This window comes from Streptomyces sp. NPDC059718, assembly GCF_042733315.1.
Taxonomy (GTDB): Bacteria; Actinomycetota; Actinomycetes; order Streptomycetales; family Streptomycetaceae; genus Actinacidiphila.
Genome location: NZ_JBHWGA010000005.1, coordinates 214,039 through 231,298, shown reverse-complemented (window position 1 = coordinate 231,298; position 17,260 = coordinate 214,039). Strand labels below are relative to the sequence as shown.

The window sequence follows — 17,260 nt, the reverse complement described above, 5'->3', positions numbered from 1 at the left end:
AAAAGACCTCGCCGGGCGCCGGGCGGGAGCCGTACGGTCGCGGGATGAAGCTGCTCTCGGTGAACGTGGGCCGGCCCCGTCCGAACCCGTGGAAGACCAGCGGGACGACCGGCATCGACAAGCTCCCGGTGCCGGGCCCGGTGGCGGTGACCGCACCGGGCCCCAAGGGCACCGGCGCGGTCGGCCTCGCCGGCGACCGGGTGTACGACGTGGCGCACCACGGCGGTGCCGACCAGGCGGTCTACGCCTACGCACGCGAGGACCTCGACACCTGGGAACGCGAACTCGACCTGCCGCTGCGCAACGGGATGTTCGGGGAGAACCTGACCACCTCGGGGCTGGACGTCAACCAGGCCCTGATCGGCGAACGCTGGCGGATCGGCGGGCCGGGCGGCGCCGTCCTGGAGGTGTCCTGCCCCCGGATCCCCTGCGCCACGTTCCAGGGCTGGCTGGAACAGGGCGGCTGGATCAGGACGTTCACCCGTGCCGCGCTGCCCGGTGCCTACCTCCGGGTCGCCGAACCCGGGGAGGTCCGGGCGGGCGACCGGGTCGAGGTCGTCCACCGCCCGGACCACGAGGTCACCGTCGCGCTGACCTTCCGCGCGGTCACCCTGGAGCCCGCGCTGCTCCCCCGGTTGCCGGCGGCGGACGCGCTCCCGCAGGACGTGCGCGCCGCGGCCCGCGGACGCACGGGGGCTCACTAGCCTGCGGGGCATGACGACTTCACTGATCACGGGAGCCACCGCGGGGATCGGCGCGGCGTTCGCGCGCCGGCTGGCGGGGGACGGTCACGCCCTCGTCCTGGTCGCCCGCGACGAGCAGCGGCTGGAGGAGTGCGCGCAGGACCTGCGGCGCGCGTACGGGGTGACCGTCGAGGTGCTGCCCGCCGACCTGTCGGCGGACAAGGGCATCGAGACGGTCGAGGCACGGCTCCGCGACCGCGAGCGCCCGGTCGACGTGCTGGTCAACAACGCGGGCTTCGGCAACCGGGGCGGCTTCGGCGACGTGCCGATGGCCGACGAGCTGACCATGCTCAAGGTGCACTGCGAGGCGGTGCTGCGGCTGACCGGCGCCGCGACCGGCGCAATGCGGGAGCGCGGGCGCGGCTTCGTGATCAACGTGGCCTCGGTGGCGGCCTTCGTGCCGCGCGGCACGTACGGGGCCAGCAAGGCGTGGGTCGTCAGCTTCACCCAGGGCGTGGCCCGCGACCTGGCGGGCACCGGGGTACGGCTGCTGGCGCTGTGCCCGGGCTTCGTCCGTACCGAGTTCCACCAGCGGGCCGGGATGGACACCGGCGGCATCCCCTCCTGGGCGTGGCTGGACGCCGACAAGGTGGTCGCCGCGGCCCTGCGCGACCTGGCCCGCGGCCGCTCCCTCAGCGTCCCCGACCCCCGCTACAAGGTCGCGGTGGCGGCGGCCAGGCTGGCGCCGAGCGGGGCGCTCGGCCGCGTCTCGTCGAAGGCGGGGAGGCGCTTCGGGCCGGCTTACCCCCGCGACTGAGACCGGCCGTCCGGGCAGCACGGGCCGTCCCCGGCCGGGACAGCCCGAAGGCCCCCGTTCCCGGCCGGGAACGGGGGCCTTCGCGGTCCAGCTCAGTGGGAGTGGCCGTGACCGTGACCGGCCTCGGCGGGCTCCTCCTCCTTCTTCTCCACCACGAGGGTCTCGGTGGTGAGGAGCAGGGAGGCGATGGAGGCGGCGTTCTCCAGGGCGGAGCGGGTGACCTTGACCGGGTCGATGACGCCGGACTTCACCAGGTCGCCGTACTCGCCGGTCGCGGCGTTGAAGCCGTGGCCCTTCTCCAGCTCGGAAACCTTGGAGGTGATGACGTAGCCCTCCAGGCCGGCGTTCTCGGCGATCCAGCGCAGCGGCTCGACCGCGGCGCGGCGGACGACCGCGACACCGGTGGCCTCGTCGCCGGTCTTGCCGAGGCCGTCCTCCAGCACCTTGACGGCGTGGACGAGCGCGGAGCCACCACCGGAGACGATGCCCTCCTCGACCGCGGCGCGGGTCGCGGAGATGGCGTCCTCCAGACGGTGCTTCTTCTCCTTGAGCTCGACCTCGGTGGCCGCGCCGACGCGGATGACGCACACGCCGCCGGCCAGCTTGGCGAGGCGCTCCTGGAGCTTCTCGCGGTCCCAGTCGGAGTCGGTCGAGGCGATCTCGGCCTTGATCTGGTTGATCCGGCCGGTGATCTCCGAGGACTCGCCGGCACCGTCGACGACGGTGGTGTCGTCCTTGGTGACGGTCACGCGGCGGGCGGTGCCGAGCACGTCCAGGCCGACCTGGTCGAGCTTGAGGCCGACCTCCTCGGCGACGACGGTGCCGCCGGTGAGGGTGGCGAGGTCGCCGAGCATGGCCTTGCGGCGGTCGCCGAAGCCGGGGGCCTTGACCGCGACCGCGTTGAAGGTGCCGCGGATCTTGTTGACCACCAGGGTCGACAGGGCCTCGCCCTCGACGTCCTCGGCGATGATCAGCAGCGGCTTGGAGGCACCGGCCTGCAGGATCTTCTCCAGCAGCGGGAGCAGGTCCTGGATGGAGGAGATCTTGCCCTGGGTGATGAGGATGTACGGGTCCTCCAGGACGGCCTCCTGGCGCTCCTGGTCCGTCACGAAGTACGGCGACAGGTAGCCCTTGTCGAAGGCCATGCCCTCGGTGAAGTCCAGCTCCAGGCCGAAGGTGTTGGACTCCTCGACGGTGATGACACCGTCCTTGCCGACCTTGTCGATCGCCTCGGCGATCAGCTCACCGACCTGCTTGTCCTGGGCGGACAGCGCGGCGACGGCGGCGACGTCGTCCTTGCCCTCGATGGGGCGGGCGGTCGCGAGCAGCTCGTCCGAGACGGCCTTGACGGCGGCGTCGATGCCCTTCTTCAGGGCGGCCGGGGAGGCGCCGGCGGCGACGTTGCGCAGACCCTCGCGGACGAGCGCCTGGGCGAGCACGGTGGCGGTGGTGGTGCCGTCACCCGCGATGTCGTTGGTCTTGGTCGCCACCTCCTTCACCAGCTGCGCGCCGAGGTTCTCGTACGGGTCGTCGAGCTCGACCTCGCGGGCGATGGTCACGCCGTCGTTGGTGATGGTCGGGGCGCCGAACTTCTTGTCGATGACGACGTTGCGGCCCTTGGGGCCGATCGTCACCTTCACGGTGTCGGCGAGCTTGTTGACGCCACGCTCGAGGGCGCGACGGGCGTCCTCGTCGAACTTCAGGATCTTGGCCATACCGGCGGAATTCCTCGTCTTTGGGTTCTCGTCAAAGACCGCGCCCCGGGTCCCCGGTCCGTGCGAGGACTCGGTGTGCCCGGGGCGTGGTCACGGCATTTCTCGGTTACGAGCGGCGCCGGATTTACTTCTCGACGATCGCGAGGACGTCGCGAGCCGAGAGGACGAGGTACTCCTCGCCGCTGTACTTGACCTCGGTGCCGCCGTACTTGCTGTACAGCACGATGTCGCCGACCTTGACGTCGAGCGGGATGCGGTTGCCGTCCTCGAAGCGACCCGGGCCGACGGCCAGGACGACGCCCTCCTGGGGCTTCTCCTTGGCGGTGTCCGGGATGACCAGGCCGGAGGCGGTGGTCTGCTCGGCATCCAGCGGCTGGACCACGATGCGGTCCTCGAGCGGCTTGATGGCAACCTTGGTGCTGGTGGTCGTCACGATCCGACCTCCCCCTTCAAAGGGCTCACGGGAGTGTCTGTCTGGGGTGGCGACCTGGTAGGCCCGTCGTCGCGGGTGCCGGACCTGCCCGTCGCGTTTGTGCTGGCACTCGGCATGGCTGAGTGCCAGGTCCGAGACTAGGACGCGCTTAGCACTCGGTCAAGCGGAGTGCCAACGCCGCGCCGCACGATCCGCGCTCCCCCCGGGGGAACGGGGTGCCCGGACGCGCGGTTCCGGGCCCGGCGCGCCCGCGCCGCTCACCGGCGGACGGCGCTCCACGCGCCGAGCGCGGCAAGGGTGAACCCGTCGCGCAGCTCGCCCGAGCGGACCGCCTCGGCGATGTCGTCCGGGCCCCACCAGCGCGCCTCGGCAACCTCGCCGTCCCCGGCGGCACCGGGCCCTGCCACGGCGTCCCCGGCGACGGCCACCTCGACGACGGCCACCTGGCTCTCCAGCAGCCCGGAGTCGACGTCCAGGACCGCCACCACCGTCGCCGCCGAGCCCACCAGCCCGGTCTCCTCGGCGAGTTCGCGCAGCGCGTCGGCGACGGGGCCGGCCTCGCCGAAGCCGCGCGGCAGCTCCCAGGCCCAGCGTCCCACCGTGGGCCGCCACTGACGGACCATCAGCACGTCCTCACCCCGCCGGGCGAGGACCACGACACCTGTGCGACCGCCGCCGACCCGGACCCGGTGCAGCTCGACCTCCGCCCCGGACGGCAGCCGGTAGGTGTCGAGGTGGACCTCGCACCACCGCCCGCCCTCGGCGTCGACGTACGCCTTGCGGCTCCCGGTACGGGCCGCCTCGCCCTCCATCAGACCGCCCCCCGAGGGGTCGCCGGGAACTCCATCACGTCGTACCGGCCCCGGTAGTCCCGCAGGCGCGGCAGCCCCGCGGTCACGGCGGCGACGAGCACGGGCGTCAGGGCCCCGGCCGCGCCGGCCGCGAACGAACCGAGCGCCCCCTGGCCGAGCACCCCCGCGGCGACGCTCAGCCCGCCCGCCGCCAGGGTCTCGGTGCCCAGCCCGCGGACCGCCCGCGCGACGCGCCGGACGCGGGTCACCGGCACCTCGTCCCCGCGGCCTACCGGGGGCTCCTTGGTCCGTCCGCCGAGCAGGTCGCCGACCTCCTGGAGCGCGGCGAGGTCCTGCCGCTCCCACCACGCCGCGAGGGCGTCCGCGGCGTCGTCGGTGAAGCGCTGCCACTGCGCCGCGGTCAGCAGCCCGAGGCGCAGCTCGAAGCGGGTCGGCCAGGCCACCACCCGGGTCCGCTCCCCCAGCGCCTCGGCCTCCGCCCGCGGTACGCCGTGCCGGGTGGCGCTCACCCCGAGCGCGCACCCCTCACCGGCGGCGATCGCCCGGTAGTACGTCTCGTCGAAGGCGTCGCGCAGCGTCCGCCCGTCGGCCCGTACGTCCGGGTCCGGGTCGTGCAGCAAGGCGTCCAGCCGCTCGTGCACGCGGCTGCGCTGGGGCATGCCGCCCACGTCGAACTCCCCGCCGGTCCACGCGGCCAGCACGGCCCGCCCCGCGTCACCGGCGAGCGCCCCGGGCGGGGGCGGGGGCTGCACGGCGTACGCGGCCCCGTAGTCGGCCGGCCGCAGCGGGCTGACCTCCAGCCGGCCGCGTCCGGCCGCCTGCAGCCAGTCGTCCCAGCGGGTGACCATGCGCCGCCGCAACGGGGTGCCGAGGACCCCGGTCGCCGCGAGCAGCCGGTCCGCCGTGGCGGCCGGACCCTCCGCCGCGAGCGTCGCGGCGGCCGCGGCGGGGTCGGCGCGGGCGGCGAGCTCGCGCTGCAGGCGCAGGCACCGGTCGTCGGAGAGCGGCAGGGAGGAGAAGAGGAAGCCGCGCGAGAGGAGTGCGACGAGCTGCCCCGCAAGGTCCGCGTCGCGGGCGTTGACCCGGATCGGCATCATCGCCCCGCCGCCGACGGCGCGCAGCGCGAGCTCGTCGAGGAGTTCGGCGGGCCGCAGCACGGCGAAGGCGGCGCCGTCGAGCAGCTGGGAGTAGGCCAGGAAGAGGCTGCCGCCCTGGAGGACCTCCCAGCGCAGCCGCCCGAGCAGTTCCGCCCGGGTCCGCGCGTCCACGCGCTCCACCGGGGCGGCGCGGCCGGGTGCGCCGGCACTGAGCGTGGCCCGCTGCCGCAAGGAGTCCCATTCCGTGCTGAGCACGGCCGTCATCCGTCCCCCCTCGTCCACACGTACCGGGCCAGTCCAGCACGCACCGGCGCCGCGGGACAATGGACGGCGTGGATCTTGACGCGTTCTCGGCTCTCCTGACCGACGAGGGGCAGTCGCTGCTGACCTCCCTGCGGGACTACGACCCCGCCGCCGAACTGGCGACCGCGACACGGCTGCGGCGGCAGCACGACGCCGGGCTGGTGGCGGCGGCGCTGACGCAGGCCCGGCTGCGGCAGCGGGCGGCGGCGAAGTTCGGGGAGGACGCGTACCGGATGTACTTCACGCCCGACGGGGTCGAGCAGTCGACGCGCGCCTCCGTCGCCCGGCACCGGGCGGAGCGGTTCGCCGCGCTCGGGGTGCGGCGGCTGGCGGACCTGTGCTGCGGGATCGGCGGGGACGCCGTCCCGCTGGCCCGCGCCGGGGTGGAGGTGCTGGCGGTCGACCGCTCCCCGCTGACCTGCGCGGTGGTGCGGGCGAACGCCGAGGCGCTGGGGCTGGCCGACCTGATCGAGGTGCGCTGCGCCGATGTGACGGAGACCGCCACGGACGGCTTCGACGCGGTGTTCGCCGACCCGGCCCGGCGCGGCGGACGGGGCAGGATCTTCGACCCCGAGGCGTACTCCCCGCCGCTGTCGTGGGCGGTGGCGGCGGCACGGAGCGCGCCGCTGGCCGCCGTGAAGGTGGCGCCGGGGATCCCGCACGAGGCCGTGCCGGAGGACGCCGAGGCGGAATGGGTCTCCGACCACGGCGACGTGAAGGAGGCCGTGCTGTGGTTCGGCACCGCGCCGGGCGCCCGCCGCGCGACCCTCCTGCCGTCGGGTGCCACGCTGCCCGCCGCCGGGCTGCCCGACCCCCAGGTGCGCCCCGTGGGGAGCTGGCTGTACGAGCCGGACGGCGCGGTCATCCGGGCCCACATGGTGGCCGACGTGGCGGCGCAGGTCGGCGGCGGGCTGATCGACGGGACCATCGCGTACGTCACCTCGGACGAGCCGCACACGACGCCGTACGCGACCGCCTACGAGATCACCGACGTGCTGCCCTTCAACCTCAAGCGGCTCAAGGCCCTGCTGCGCGAACGCGAGGTCGGCGTGCTGACCGTCAAGAAGCGCGGCTCGGCCGTCGAGCCGGAGGAGGTGCGCCGCCGCGTCAAGCCGCAGGGCCCCCACGCGGCCACGGTCTTCCTCACCCGTGTCGCGGGCGCCCCGAGCATGCTGCTGGGCGGCCCGGCCCGCGGCTGAGGCGGCTACGTCCGCCGCAGCAGGCGCCGCGCGGCGCCCGGCACGTCGGTGAGGGCACCGGCGAGGACGGTGGGGTCGCAGCTGCCCAGCGCGGGGCCGGTGTACCCCCAGACCGCGCCGATCGACGGGATCCCGGCGGCCGCCGCGGCGGCGACGTCGGAGGGGCTGTCGCCCACGAAGCAGGCGCGGCCGGGCGGCACCCCGAGACGGCCGAGCGCGAGCAGGATCCCCTCCCCGGAGGGCTTGGGCGCCGCGTCGCCCCATCCGACCACCACGCCGAAGTGCGCGGAAAGCTCCGCGGGGACGAGCCGCGCCACCCGGCGCGCGGGCTGCATGGTCACCACCCCGATCGCCGTACCGGAGGCCGCGAGGTCGCGCAGCACGCCTGCGGCGCCCGGGAACGGGGACGCACCCCATGTGGCGAGGGCGAGCGCGTCCTCCCAGGAGGCTCCGAACACGGTCTCCTCGTCGGTCACGCCGAGACGCGCCAGGAGTTCGTGATGGGGAAGGTGGTCGAGTCCGGCCGGCAGACGGCTCTCGTCGACGGGCTCGCCCAGGGCGGCGCAGGCGACGTCGAGGATCGCCTGCCGCATCGCCCGCCGGCTGTCGAGGAGGACGCCGTCGAGATCGAAGAGGACGGCACAGCCGGAATCGGTCACGCGTACTTCGCCACCCGCGAGAACGCCTCCCGGACACCGGTCGTCCGGCAGGACGCCTGCTCGGGGGCGGCGCCGAGCAGAAGCCCGGTTGCGATCGACGCCGGACTCATCATACGACCGGCCCTCCCGCGCCCCGGGGTTAGGCCGTGTCCCCCACCGACTCGAAGCGCCAGCGGTGGACGGCCCGCCGGGCCAGGCCGTCGCCGGGCTCGGGCAGCTCGGGCAGCTCCGCGTCGTACGGGGCGTCCCACCAGGTGATGACCAGGACCCGGTCCTGAGGGGCGGAGAAGGTCTCCCGGCGCAGCGGGGCCGGGGACAGCGTCCGCCCGCGGGCCCACGCCAGCAGCTCGGGCCCGCGCCCCTCGACGGCGCGGGCCTCCCACATCAGGGCGACGGTCACGAGTAGAGGTTGTCCTTGCTGAGCTCGTGGAGATGGTCGTGGTCGTGCGTGTGGCCGGGCACGGACACGTCCGTCACCTGCAGCGAGGAGTCCGCCGGCAGGTCCCACGTGGAGGACGGCCGGCCGCGGGCCACCATCTCCGCGCCGAGGGCCGCGACCATGGCGCCGTTGTCGGTGCACAGCTTGGGGCGCGGCACGCGCAGGACGATGCCCGCGTCCTCGCAGCGCTCCTGCGCCAGCGAGCGCAGCCGGCTGTTGGCCGCGACGCCGCCGCCGATCATCAGGTGGTCGACGCCGTTGTCCTTGCAGGCCCGGATCGCCTTGCGGGTGAGGACGTCGACGACGGCCTCCTGGAAGGACGCGGACACGTCCGCGACCGGCACCTCCACGCCCTCCCGGCGCTTGGACTCGATCCACCGGGCCACGGCCGTCTTCAGGCCGGAGAAGGAGAAGTCGTACAGCGGGTCGCGGGAGCCGGTCAGGCCGCGGGGGAAGCGGATCGCGCCCGGGTCGCCCTCGCGGGCCGCGCGGTCGATGGCCGGGCCGCCGGGGAAGCCGAGGCCCAGCACGCGGGCGACCTTGTCGAAGGCCTCGCCCGCCGCGTCGTCGATGGTGGAGCCCAGCGGGCGCACGTCGCCGGTGATGTCGGGGGCCAGCAGCAGCGACGAGTGGCCGCCCGACACCAGCAGCGCCATCGTCGGCTCGGGCAGCGGCCCGTGCTCCAGCTGGTCGACGCAGATGTGGGAGGCCAGGTGGTTGACCCCGTACAGCGGCTTGCCGAGCGCGTAGGCGTACGCCTTGGCCGCGGACACGCCGACCAGCAGCGCGCCCGCGAGCCCGGGGCCGGCGGTGACGGCGATCCCGTCGAGGTCGGAGGCGGCGACGCCGGCCTCCTTCAGCGCGCGCTGGATCGTGGGGACCATCGCCTCCAGGTGCGCGCGGCTGGCGACCTCGGGGACGACGCCGCCGAAACGGGCGTGCTCGTCCACGCTGGACGCGATCGCGTCGGCCAGCAGGGTGTGCCCGCGCACGATGCCGACACCGGTCTCGTCGCAGGACGTCTCGATGCCGAGGACAAGGGGCTCGTCAGCCATGGGTGGTCTCTGTTCCTTGTAGTCCCGGTACGTCAGGGGATGCCGGCAGCTCGCCGAGCCTCATCACGAGCGCGTCGACGTTGCCCGGCTGGTAGTAGCCGCGGCGGAAGCCGATCGGCTCGAAGCCGAAGCGCGCGTACAGCCGCTGGGCGCGGACGTTGTCGACCCGCACCTCCAGCAGCACCTCGTGGCACTCGAAGGCGGTGGCCCGGCGCAGCAGTTCCCCGAGCAGCAGCGCGCCGAGGCCGGTGCCCCACTGCTCGGGGGCGACGCCGATGGTCTGCACGTCCCCGGTGCCGCCGACTGCGGCCAGGCCCCCGTAGCCGATGATCCGCCCGGCCTCGTCCTCGGCCACGACGTAGTACCGGGTCGCCGACGGGTGCCGCGCGTCGGCCAGTTCGGACCAGAACATGCCGCGCGACCACGCGTCGTCCGGGAAGAGCCGGTGCTCCAGCTCCATCACCGGGTCCAGGTCCCACCAGCGCATCTCGCGCATCAGCGCGGTCACTTCGGCAGGACCGCCTTGTAGCCGGCCGGCACCTGGGCGTCCGGGCGGCGCAGGTAGAGCGGCAGCGCGGGGAGGAAGTCCTCGCCGTCCGCCAGCTTCACGGCGGCGAGCGCGGCCAGCGCGGCGGCGGACTGGTCGGCGGGCGGGCGGACGTCGGTGAAGGCCTCGGGGTAGAGGGCGGCGCCCGCGCCGACCGCGGGCACCCCGGCGACCTGGCCGGCGATGTCGCCGGGCCGGTCCACGGCCGGGTCGGTCACCCGGGCCCGCGGGCCCTCGTACCGGGCCCAGTAGACCTCCTTGCGGCGGGCGTCCGTCGCCACGACGAACGGCCCCTCGATCCCGGCGGCGTAGGCCAGCCCGTCGAGGGTGCAGATCCCGTGGACGGGGACGCCGAGCACGTCGGAGAAGGAGACCGCGGTCACCAGCCCGACGCGCAGCCCCGTGTACGGGCCGGGGCCGACGCCGACCACGATCCCGGTCACGTCGCCCAGTCCGGTCCCCGCCTCCCGCAGCACACGGTCCACGGCGGGCATCAGCAGCTCCCCGTGCCGTCTCGCGTCGATCTCCGTCGACTCGGCGAGCACGCGCCGGCCGTCGTGCAGGGCGACCGTCACGGCGGGGGTTGCGGTATCGAAGGCAAGCAGCAGCACGCGTTCAGCCTACGGCGTTCACCGGGGTGGCCCTGCCAGGACGGGGGCACCACCGCGGCCCGGGACGGCGCTCCCGTCGGCGTGCGGCCCGGCTGCTAACGTCAACCCAGCGTGACGCCCACCTCCGGAGGAAAGCCGTGGCAAGGATCGGTTCAGGGACGATCGTGACCGGACTGACCGCAGCCGCACTGGCCGCCGTCGGCGTGCTCGCCGTCCAGGCCTCCAGCTCCGCCAGTGAGATGACCAAGGGCGTCCGTCCCACGGACACCGGCGGCCGCGACACCTCCGTGGCGGCCTCCCCCTCGCCCTCGCCGGAGCGGACGGACGAGCTCCCCGCGGCCTCCGGCAGCGGCAGCAGGGTCGTGTACTCGCTGCGCGCGGACCGCGTGTGGCTGGTCGGCGACAACGGGAAGGTGCGCACCACGTACAAGGTCGTCCCCGGCACCGTGGACCCCGCCCCCGGCACCTACTCCGTGACCTCCCGCAGCGCCGCCAGCGTCGGCGGCGACGGCGTGGCCGTCGAGAACGTGGTGCGGTTCACGACCGTCGACAGCGTGGTGATCGGCTTCAGCGCGGCGAAGGACGGCTCCCTGCCCGACGCCCCGCCCCCGGGTCAGCAGACCGGCGGCATCCGCGAGAAGCGGAAGGACGGGACGGCGCTGTGGAAGTTCGCGACCGTGAACACCAAGATCGTCGTCGTGCGCTGATTTCCCCCGGACGAGTGAACGCCCACCGGCTTGAGCCGGCGGGCGGCGGGCACCTCGTGTCCCGCTGCCCGGCCGGGCCGGTCCGGGCAGCCTCCGCCCGGGCAGCGTCCGACTAACTAGGCCGCGTCCGCCTCGGGGCGCCGCGCGGGTCCGTCCTGCGCCGTGTCCGTGTCCGGTTCCGGCTCCTCGGGCTCCCCCGGCGGGGTGCACACCGCGTTCGCCGCCGCGGCCGCCGCAAGCAGCGCCTGCATCGAGTAACCCGGCTCCGGCTCCGGGGCCGTGTGGGCCGACATGGATGCCTCCTGGGTCCGACGGGGGTCGGGTTAGGCAGCCCTAACCAACTCCTGGACTCCAGCAGAACACGGGGGACGTGCCGTACGCAACATCTTCCCGACACCTTGTCGGAACGGTTACGCGCTCAGACGCCGAGCCCCGCCAGATCCTCACCGGCCCAGCGCCCGCCGACCCCGGTGACGACGACCTCGCGCACGTCGTGGTCCTCCTGCCCGTTCCCGGCGACCTCGCCCACCGCGCGGTGGATCACGAGCTGCAGCCGGTCGTCGGAGAGCTCCTCGACCTTGCCCTCGCCCCACTCGACCACGACCACCGACTCCGGCAGCGAGACGTCGAGGTCCAGGTCCTCCATCTCGTCGAGGCCGCCGGTCAGCCGGTACGCGTCCACGTGCACCAGGGCGGGGCCGCCGCCCAGCGAGGGGTGCACCCGCGCGATCACGAAGGTCGGCGACGTCACCGCGCCCCGGACGCCCAGGCCCTCGCCGAGGCCACGGGTCAGCGTGGTCTTGCCCGCTCCCAGGTCACCGCTGAGGACGACGAGGTCGCCGGCGCGCAGCAGCGGCGCGAGACGGCGCCCCAGCTCGCGCATCTGGTCGGGGGTCTTGACGGTGACCCGGATCGCTTCCATGCCGATGGCTTCCATGCCCATGTGCCCGAATGCTACGCGCCGCCGGAGACCACGCGGTCCGCCCTGCCCGGCCCGGCGGGCGGCGGCACCGCCAGTTCGCGCAGCGCCTGCGGGACCGCTGCGCGCGAGGCGTCGGCCGCCTCGGCGAGCAGCGCCGCCAGGTGCGTGTTGACCAGCTCGGGGTGTTCCAGCATCACCAGGTGCCCGGCCCCGGGCACCACCACCAGCTCGGTGTCCGGCAGCCGCTCGGCGATGGCCCGGCTGTGCTCACTGGGCGTCAGCAGGTCCTTGTCCCCGGCCAGTACGAGCCCCGGCAGGCCGTCCAGCACGTCCAGGGCCTCGCTCTTCTCGTGCTCGGTGAAGGCCGGGTAGAACTCGGCGACGACGTCGATCGGGGTCGACTCGATCATCCGCTCGGCGAAGCGCGCGACGCCCGGGTCCACCTCGGAGCCGAAGGAGTAACGCTTGATGATCCCGGCGAAGAGGTCGGCCGTCGCCCGGCGCCCCCGTTCCACCAGGTCGACCTGGGTGCCCAGGATCCGCAGCACCCCCGGCGCCAGCGCCCGCAGCGCCCGCGCGCCGGCCGCCGGCAGGCCCAGCGTCACGCTGGCCAGCTTGCCGGAGGACGTGCCGACGAAGGCGAAGCCGGCCACGCGCTCGGCCACCACCTCGGGGAACTGGTCGGCGAACGCCATGACCGTCATGCCCCCCATGGAGTGCCCGACGAGCACCAACGGGCCCTCCGGCGCGGCGGCGTCGATCACCGCCTTCAGGTCGCGGCCGAGCTGGTCGATCGTGGCGGGCTCGCCGTCCGCCTGGTCCTTGCCCCGTCCGGAGCGGCCGTGGCTGCGCTGGTCCCAGTAGACGGCGCGTATCGCCCCGCGCAGCGCGGCGCGCTGGAAGTGCCAGGAGTCCTGGTTGAGGCAGTACCCGTGGCAGAAGACCACGGTCAGCGGCGGCGCCTGGCCGCTGCGGCGGAAGAACTGCCAGCGTCGCGTCGGCGCGGCGGCGTCGACCGCCGCCGGGTCCGCCTCCTCGACCTCGTAGTAGATCTCGGTGCCGTCCTCCGCGGCGGCCCTGCCCGGCATCCCGCGCAGCGAGCCGTACGGCCCGGCCAGGTCGAGGGCGAGCCGGGCGCGTTTGCGCATGCCCCGGCCCACCGTGGCCCGCTCCAGCGCCACGCCCGCGGCGGCACCCGCCGCGACGACGCCCACGGCCGCGCCGACGATCCCGGCGCGCTGCCAGCGACCGGAAGCGGCGGCCGCTTCGGCCACCGCCTCGATCGCCGTCCCCGTTGCCTTACCGCTCTCGGTCATGGTCGTATCGCTGCTTCCCCTTGGCTACGCGTTTACGTACCCACGTAGACGCGCGGCACCCGGGTCCCGATCCGAGTGACGATCTCGTATGCGATGGTGCCCGCCGCCCGTGCCCAGTCCTCGGCGGTCGGCTCACCGCGGTCACCAGGGCCGAACAGTACTGCCTCGTCACCCGCGTCGGCGCCGTCGCCCCCGAGGTCGACCACGAACTGATCCATCGCCACCCGCCCGGCGACCGTCCGCCACTTGCCCGCCACCAGCACCGGGCCGGTGCCCGAGGCGTGCCGCGGGATGCCGTCGGCGTACCCGACGGGCACCAGGGCGAGGGTCGTCTCGCCGGGCGTCGTGTAGTGGTGCCCGTACGAGACCCCGTGGCCGCCGGGGACGCGCTTGGCCGAGGCCAGCCGCGCCGACAGCGTCATCACCGGGCGCAGCCCGAAGTCGGCCGGGCCGCCGACCTGCGGGACCGGCGAGATCCCGTACATCGCCACCCCGGTCCTGACCAGGTCGAAGTGCGCCTCGGGCAGGGTCAGCGTGGCCGGGGAGTTCGCCATGTGCCGGACCTCGGGGCGCAACCCGGCGCGCTCCGCGGTCTCCAGGGCACTGTGGAAGACGGCGAGCTGCGCCGCGATGGAGGGGTGGCCGGGCTCGTCGGCGCACGCGAAGTGCGACCACAGCCCGGTGACCTTGACCAGGCCCTCGGTCTCGGCGGCGCGGGCGGCGGCGACGAGGTCGGGCCACTCCGCGGGCTGGGCGCCGTTGCGGCCCAGGCCCGTGTCGGCCTTCAGCTGGACGCGCGCGGTCCGGCCCGCGGCCGCGGCGGCCTCCGAGACCTCGCGCAGCGCCCACAGCGCGCTGACCGTCACGTCGACGTCCGCCTCCACGGCGGCCTGCCAGGGCCCTCCCGGCGTCCACAGCCAGCACAGCAGGGGGGCCGTGATCCCGGCTGCGCGCAGGGCCAGCGCCTCGTCGGGCGTCGCCGTGCCGAGCCAGCCCGCGCCCGCCTCGAGGGCGGCCCGGGCACACGGCACCATCCCGTGGCCGTAGGCGTCCGCCTTGACCACGGCCATCAGCCCGGAGCGGGGCGCGCGGGCGCGCAGCGCCGCGACGTTGGACCGCAGGGCGGCGAGGTCGATCGTGGCCTGGGCGCGCAGATTCGTCTCATCCATCGCGCCCAGTGTCTCAGGCCGGCCCTGTGCCCCCGTCACGTGGCGGGTTTCCTGCCCCACACGTACACCGCCTCCTGGAGCTTCAGGACGTTCCACAGCAGGCGCGCGTTGCGGTTGGACAGGTTGATGCAGCCGTGCGATCCGGGCGCCTTGTAGACGCTCCCGGGAGTGGCGTGCATCGCCTGGCCACCGCTGAAGAACTGGCTGTAGGGCATCGGCGCGTCGTAGATGTCGGAGACATGGTCCTTGTGGCGCCAGAAGACGGAGAAGCGGCCGGTGCGGGTGAGGTAACCGGTACGGCCGCTGCGGATGGCGACCGGGCCGAAGACGACCTTGGTGCTGCTGCTCTGCACCCACAACAGCTGGCGGTTGAGGTCGATGCAGACGATGCGCTTTCCCCGGGCCGGGGCCGGGCACCGGCGGGAGGCGTTCGGGCCCTTCCTGGTGGCCTCGTCGAGGCGGAGGTAGCCCCAGGTTGTGGGGCCCGCGAAGCCGGTGGCGGGGACGATGCCCCTGGACTTCTGGTAGCGGCGGATCTCCGAGCAGTCGGCCGCGGACTGCCTGCCGTTCACGCGCAGCCGCAGCCGCTTCTCGACCTCGCGCTGGTAGGGGCCGGTGAAGGACGTGCAGTACTCGGCGGGCCGCGGGTTCACCCCGTCATCCTCGTCCTCGTCGTAGTACGGGTCCTCGTCCTCCTCCTCGGCGGCCCGTTCCTTCTCGAACGTGCGGGCCCGCTCGACGTCCTCGGCCGGCACGAACTCCACCAGCTGCGGATCCACCCAGTCCTCGCCCTCGTCCTCGGAGGGCACGGCGCTGCGTGTGGGCCCGGCCGGCGACACGCCGATCGTGCGGGGCAGGGCGCCCTGGTCGGGGGTGTCGACCTGCCGGGAGGCGGCCGGGCCGAAGGGGACCCCGGGGACGAGCCGGTCGACCGGCACCGGCCAGTCGTCGTCCGCGGCGGCCGTCGTGTGCACCCCGAGTGCGGCAAGGGCGACCACTGCCGCGGTGAGCAGCCGGGCCCCGCTTCTGGCATACGTTCCCATGAACACACAAATTGACGTGCGGCCGCCCGGCGGAACGCCACGTAGGCGGACTCCACCCGTTTCGCCCAGTTGATTGACGGCGGGTCAGGACCTGATGTCGCGCCAGGCGTCGGGAAGGGCGGCGGCCACGTCGTGCGCGGCGATCGGCGCACCCACCGGGCCCGCGGCGACCCGCGCCGACAGACCGTGCAGGTAGGCGCCGACGGAGGCCGCGTCGCGCGGGGCGAGCCCGGCGGCCAGCAGGGACCCGGTGATACCGGAGAGCACGTCACCGCTGCCGGCCGTGGCCAGCCAGGACGTCCCCGTGGGGTTGACCCGGACGGGCACCCCCGGCTCCGGGGACGCGACGAGCGTCGTGGAGCCCTTCAGCAGCGCCGTCGCGCCGAACGCGTCGGCCAGCCTCCGTACATGGTCCAGCCGCGCCGCCTCCACCTCCTCGCGGGCCACACCGAGCAGCGCCGCCGCCTCCCCCGCGTGCGGGGTCAGCACGGTGCCCGCGGCGCGGGAGCGCACCACGGCCCGGTCCAGCAGCCGCAGGCCGTCCGCGTCGACGAGCACGGGCACGTCCGACGCGAGCACGTCGTCCACCGAGCGCCGCGCCTCCGGCCCGTCGCCCAGCCCCGGACCCACCACCCAGGCCTGCACCCGTCCGGCCTTGTGCGGCGGCCCGGCCGACACCAGCGTCTCCGGGAAGCGGGCCAGCACGGCCCGCGCCCCCGGGCCCACGTACCGCACGGCCCCCGCGCCCGCCCGCAACGCCCCCGCCACCGCGAGCACGGCGGCCCCGGGGTAGCGCTCCGAGCCCGCGACGACGCCGATCACGCCACGCCGGTACTTGTCGCTCTCGGCGTCCGGGCCCGGCAGGAGGGCGGCGACGTCGGCGTGCTGCAGCGCCTCCAGGTCGGGCGCGGTGCCGTCCAGGAAGGGGCCGAGGCCGATGTCGACCAGGCGCAGGGCGCCGGCGTGCCCGGCGGCCGGGTCCACGAGCAGGCCCGGCTTGTACGTCCCGAACGTCACCGTCATGTCGGCCCGCACCGCCGCGCCCCGGACCTCGCCGCTGTCGGCGTCCACCCCGCTGGGGAGGTCCACGGCGACCACGACCGCCCGGGACGCGTGCGCGGCCTCCGCCAGCGGCACCGCCTCGGGGCGCAGCCCGCCCTTGCCCCCGATGCCCACGATGCCGTCCAGCACGAGGTCGGCGCGGTGGATCAGGGCCACCGCGTCCACGTCGTCCGGGGCGACCGCACGGCCGCCCGCGGCACGCAGGGCCGCCAGGCCGCCGCGGTGCGCCTTCCGCGGCGCCACCAGGACGGCGGTCACCCCCGCCCCGCGCCGCGCCAGGCGCGCCCCCGCGTACAGCGCGTCGCCGCCGTTGTCCCCGCTCCCGGCCAGCACGACGACGCGGGCCGCGTAGACCCCGCCCCCGGTGCCGAGCGCGTTCGCGCACGCGGCCGCCAGTCCGGCCGCCGCCCGCTGCATCAGGGCCCCCTCCGGGACACGCGCCATGAGCGCCCGCTCCGCCGCCCGTACGGTCTCCACGCTGTACGCCACCCGCATGCGGCCATGTTCCCACCGCGGGGCCGTGGTTGCGCGCCGTCCGTGTGCGCGGGTTGCTTGCGCCTGCGGCGGGCATCCCCCGCCCGCCCTCCCGATTGCCCGGCGCGGTTGGTGCGGGCCTCGCGCGGTTCGTGGTGGGCCGGGGTCGGGGCCTCCGGGGCTGGGCATTCTGGACC

The 17,260-nt window shown here is 74.9% G+C and carries 19 protein-coding genes; 4 read left to right on the top strand and 15 right to left on the bottom strand.

Features of this window, described 5'->3' with window-relative positions:
- The first annotated feature begins 44 nt into the window (after window positions 1-44).
- Both ACFV3E_RS09010 and ACFV3E_RS09005 read left to right on the top strand, forming a co-directional pair.
- Window positions 45-704: an MOSC domain-containing protein gene (locus tag ACFV3E_RS09010; RefSeq protein ID WP_500534099.1), complete on the top strand. Its 660-nt coding sequence runs from the start codon at window positions 45-47 to the stop codon at window positions 702-704.
- Window positions 705-714: 10 nt separating this feature from the next.
- Window positions 715-1,500: an SDR family NAD(P)-dependent oxidoreductase gene (locus ACFV3E_RS09005; protein ID WP_500328107.1), complete on the top strand. Its 786-nt coding sequence runs from the start codon at window positions 715-717 to the stop codon at window positions 1,498-1,500.
- A 92-nt stretch (window positions 1,501-1,592) separates the two neighbouring features.
- On the opposite strand, the gene groL is transcribed toward ACFV3E_RS09005, so the two are convergent.
- The 4 genes from groL to ACFV3E_RS08985 all read right to left on the bottom strand — a co-directional run bounded on the left by groL (window position 1,593) and on the right by ACFV3E_RS08985 (window position 5,821).
- Complete coding sequence (groL, locus tag ACFV3E_RS09000) at window positions 1,593-3,215, bottom strand: chaperonin GroEL (protein WP_500534098.1); 1,623 nt, start codon at window positions 3,213-3,215, stop codon at window positions 1,593-1,595.
- A gap of 124 nt (window positions 3,216-3,339) precedes the next feature.
- The gene (gene groES / locus ACFV3E_RS08995; RefSeq protein ID WP_319158003.1) at window positions 3,340-3,648 is read right to left on the bottom strand and encodes a co-chaperone GroES; all 309 of its coding nucleotides are present in this window, start codon (window positions 3,646-3,648) and stop codon (window positions 3,340-3,342) included.
- A gap of 257 nt (window positions 3,649-3,905) precedes the next feature.
- Window positions 3,906-4,460 (bottom strand): NUDIX hydrolase, encoded by a 555-nt coding sequence (locus ACFV3E_RS08990; protein ID WP_500534097.1) that lies wholly within the window; start codon window positions 4,458-4,460, stop codon window positions 3,906-3,908.
- A complete protein-coding gene (locus ACFV3E_RS08985) occupies window positions 4,460-5,821 on the bottom strand; it encodes a hypothetical protein (RefSeq protein WP_500534096.1) in 1,362 nt (453 codons plus the stop codon). The genes ACFV3E_RS08990 and ACFV3E_RS08985 overlap by 1 nt, the downstream gene beginning before the upstream one ends.
- Window positions 5,822-5,880: 59 nt before the next feature.
- Between ACFV3E_RS08985 and ACFV3E_RS08980 the strand changes: the two genes are divergently transcribed.
- Window positions 5,881-7,059 (top strand): THUMP-like domain-containing protein, encoded by a 1,179-nt coding sequence (locus ACFV3E_RS08980; protein ID WP_500534095.1) that lies wholly within the window; start codon window positions 5,881-5,883, stop codon window positions 7,057-7,059.
- Between the two features lie 5 nt (window positions 7,060-7,064).
- Here the strand turns inward: ACFV3E_RS08980 and ACFV3E_RS08975 are convergent, their stop codons facing one another.
- From ACFV3E_RS08975 to tsaB, 5 genes are all read right to left on the bottom strand, one after another.
- Window positions 7,065-7,718 carry an HAD family hydrolase gene (locus ACFV3E_RS08975; RefSeq protein ID WP_500534094.1) on the bottom strand — a complete coding sequence of 218 codons (654 nt, stop codon included), beginning with the start codon at window positions 7,716-7,718 and terminating at the stop codon, window positions 7,065-7,067.
- Window positions 7,719-7,857: 139 nt separating this feature from the next.
- Window positions 7,858-8,118, bottom strand: a complete 261-nt coding sequence (locus ACFV3E_RS08970) for a hypothetical protein (protein WP_500534093.1) — start codon at window positions 8,116-8,118, stop codon at window positions 7,858-7,860.
- A complete protein-coding gene (tsaD, locus tag ACFV3E_RS08965) occupies window positions 8,115-9,212 on the bottom strand; it encodes a tRNA (adenosine(37)-N6)-threonylcarbamoyltransferase complex transferase subunit TsaD (RefSeq protein ID WP_500534092.1) in 1,098 nt (365 codons plus the stop codon). The genes ACFV3E_RS08970 and tsaD overlap by 4 nt, the downstream gene beginning before the upstream one ends.
- Window positions 9,205-9,708 (bottom strand): ribosomal protein S18-alanine N-acetyltransferase, encoded by a 504-nt coding sequence (gene rimI / locus ACFV3E_RS08960; RefSeq protein ID WP_500534120.1) that lies wholly within the window; start codon window positions 9,706-9,708, stop codon window positions 9,205-9,207. Before rimI ends, tsaD begins: the two co-directional genes overlap by 8 nt.
- An 8-nt stretch (window positions 9,709-9,716) precedes the next feature.
- Window positions 9,717-10,370 carry a tRNA (adenosine(37)-N6)-threonylcarbamoyltransferase complex dimerization subunit type 1 TsaB gene (gene tsaB / locus ACFV3E_RS08955; protein ID WP_500534091.1) on the bottom strand — a complete coding sequence of 218 codons (654 nt, stop codon included), beginning with the start codon at window positions 10,368-10,370 and terminating at the stop codon, window positions 9,717-9,719.
- A gap of 164 nt (window positions 10,371-10,534) precedes the next feature.
- Here tsaB and ACFV3E_RS08950 point away from each other — a divergent pair, with 164 nt between their 5' ends.
- Window positions 10,535-11,077 (top strand): hypothetical protein, encoded by a 543-nt coding sequence (locus ACFV3E_RS08950; RefSeq protein ID WP_500534090.1) that lies wholly within the window; start codon window positions 10,535-10,537, stop codon window positions 11,075-11,077.
- Between the two features lie 116 nt (window positions 11,078-11,193).
- Here the strand turns inward: ACFV3E_RS08950 and ACFV3E_RS08945 are convergent, their stop codons facing one another.
- The 6 genes from ACFV3E_RS08945 to ACFV3E_RS08920 all read right to left on the bottom strand — a co-directional run bounded on the left by ACFV3E_RS08945 (window position 11,194) and on the right by ACFV3E_RS08920 (window position 17,084).
- Complete coding sequence (locus ACFV3E_RS08945) at window positions 11,194-11,370, bottom strand: hypothetical protein (RefSeq protein WP_500534089.1); 177 nt, start codon at window positions 11,368-11,370, stop codon at window positions 11,194-11,196.
- A gap of 125 nt (window positions 11,371-11,495) precedes the next feature.
- Window positions 11,496-12,020 (bottom strand): tRNA (adenosine(37)-N6)-threonylcarbamoyltransferase complex ATPase subunit type 1 TsaE, encoded by a 525-nt coding sequence (gene tsaE, locus ACFV3E_RS08940; protein ID WP_500534088.1) that lies wholly within the window; start codon window positions 12,018-12,020, stop codon window positions 11,496-11,498.
- An 11-nt stretch (window positions 12,021-12,031) separates the two neighbouring features.
- Window positions 12,032-13,315 carry an alpha/beta fold hydrolase gene (locus tag ACFV3E_RS08935; protein ID WP_500367135.1) on the bottom strand — a complete coding sequence of 428 codons (1,284 nt, stop codon included), beginning with the start codon at window positions 13,313-13,315 and terminating at the stop codon, window positions 12,032-12,034.
- A gap of 32 nt (window positions 13,316-13,347) precedes the next feature.
- Entirely contained in the window at window positions 13,348-14,484 is a 1,137-nt protein-coding gene (gene alr / locus ACFV3E_RS08930) for an alanine racemase (protein ID WP_500534087.1), read from the bottom strand.
- Between the two features lie 35 nt (window positions 14,485-14,519).
- Complete coding sequence (locus tag ACFV3E_RS08925) at window positions 14,520-15,527, bottom strand: L,D-transpeptidase (protein ID WP_500534086.1); 1,008 nt, start codon at window positions 15,525-15,527, stop codon at window positions 14,520-14,522.
- Window positions 15,528-15,611: 84 nt separating this feature from the next.
- The gene (locus ACFV3E_RS08920) at window positions 15,612-17,084 is read right to left on the bottom strand and encodes an NAD(P)H-hydrate dehydratase (protein ID WP_500534085.1); all 1,473 of its coding nucleotides are present in this window, start codon (window positions 17,082-17,084) and stop codon (window positions 15,612-15,614) included.
- Between the last annotated feature and the right edge of the window lie 176 nt (window positions 17,085-17,260).

What these genes read in the sequence shown, in the direction of transcription:
- ACFV3E_RS08980 (WP_500534095.1), top strand. Translation starts at nt 5,881, where the DNA reads ATGGACGGCGTGGATCTTGACGCGTTCTCGGCTCTCCTGACCGACGAG.
- ACFV3E_RS08985 (WP_500534096.1), bottom strand. Translation starts at nt 5,821, where the DNA reads ATGACGGCCGTGCTCAGCACGGAATGGGACTCCTTGCGGCAGCGGGCC.
- ACFV3E_RS09005 (WP_500328107.1), top strand. Translation starts at nt 715, where the DNA reads ATGACGACTTCACTGATCACGGGAGCCACCGCGGGGATCGGCGCGGCG.
- ACFV3E_RS08990 (WP_500534097.1), bottom strand. Translation starts at nt 4,460, where the DNA reads ATGGAGGGCGAGGCGGCCCGTACCGGGAGCCGCAAGGCGTACGTCGAC.
- ACFV3E_RS08935 (WP_500367135.1), bottom strand. Translation starts at nt 13,315, where the DNA reads ATGACCGAGAGCGGTAAGGCAACGGGGACGGCGATCGAGGCGGTGGCC.
- groL (WP_500534098.1), bottom strand. Translation starts at nt 3,215, where the DNA reads ATGGCCAAGATCCTGAAGTTCGACGAGGACGCCCGTCGCGCCCTCGAG.
- tsaD (WP_500534092.1), bottom strand. Translation starts at nt 9,212, where the DNA reads ATGGCTGACGAGCCCCTTGTCCTCGGCATCGAGACGTCCTGCGACGAG.
- alr (WP_500534087.1), bottom strand. Translation starts at nt 14,484, where the DNA reads ATGGATGAGACGAATCTGCGCGCCCAGGCCACGATCGACCTCGCCGCC.
- ACFV3E_RS08925 (WP_500534086.1), bottom strand. Translation starts at nt 15,527, where the DNA reads ATGGGAACGTATGCCAGAAGCGGGGCCCGGCTGCTCACCGCGGCAGTG.
- ACFV3E_RS08945 (WP_500534089.1), bottom strand. Translation starts at nt 11,370, where the DNA reads ATGTCGGCCCACACGGCCCCGGAGCCGGAGCCGGGTTACTCGATGCAG.
- ACFV3E_RS09010 (WP_500534099.1), top strand. Translation starts at nt 45, where the DNA reads ATGAAGCTGCTCTCGGTGAACGTGGGCCGGCCCCGTCCGAACCCGTGG.
- tsaE (WP_500534088.1), bottom strand. Translation starts at nt 12,020, where the DNA reads ATGGGCATGGAAGCCATCGGCATGGAAGCGATCCGGGTCACCGTCAAG.
- ACFV3E_RS08920 (WP_500534085.1), bottom strand. Translation starts at nt 17,084, where the DNA reads ATGCGGGTGGCGTACAGCGTGGAGACCGTACGGGCGGCGGAGCGGGCG.
- rimI (WP_500534120.1), bottom strand. Translation starts at nt 9,708, where the DNA reads ATGCGCGAGATGCGCTGGTGGGACCTGGACCCGGTGATGGAGCTGGAG.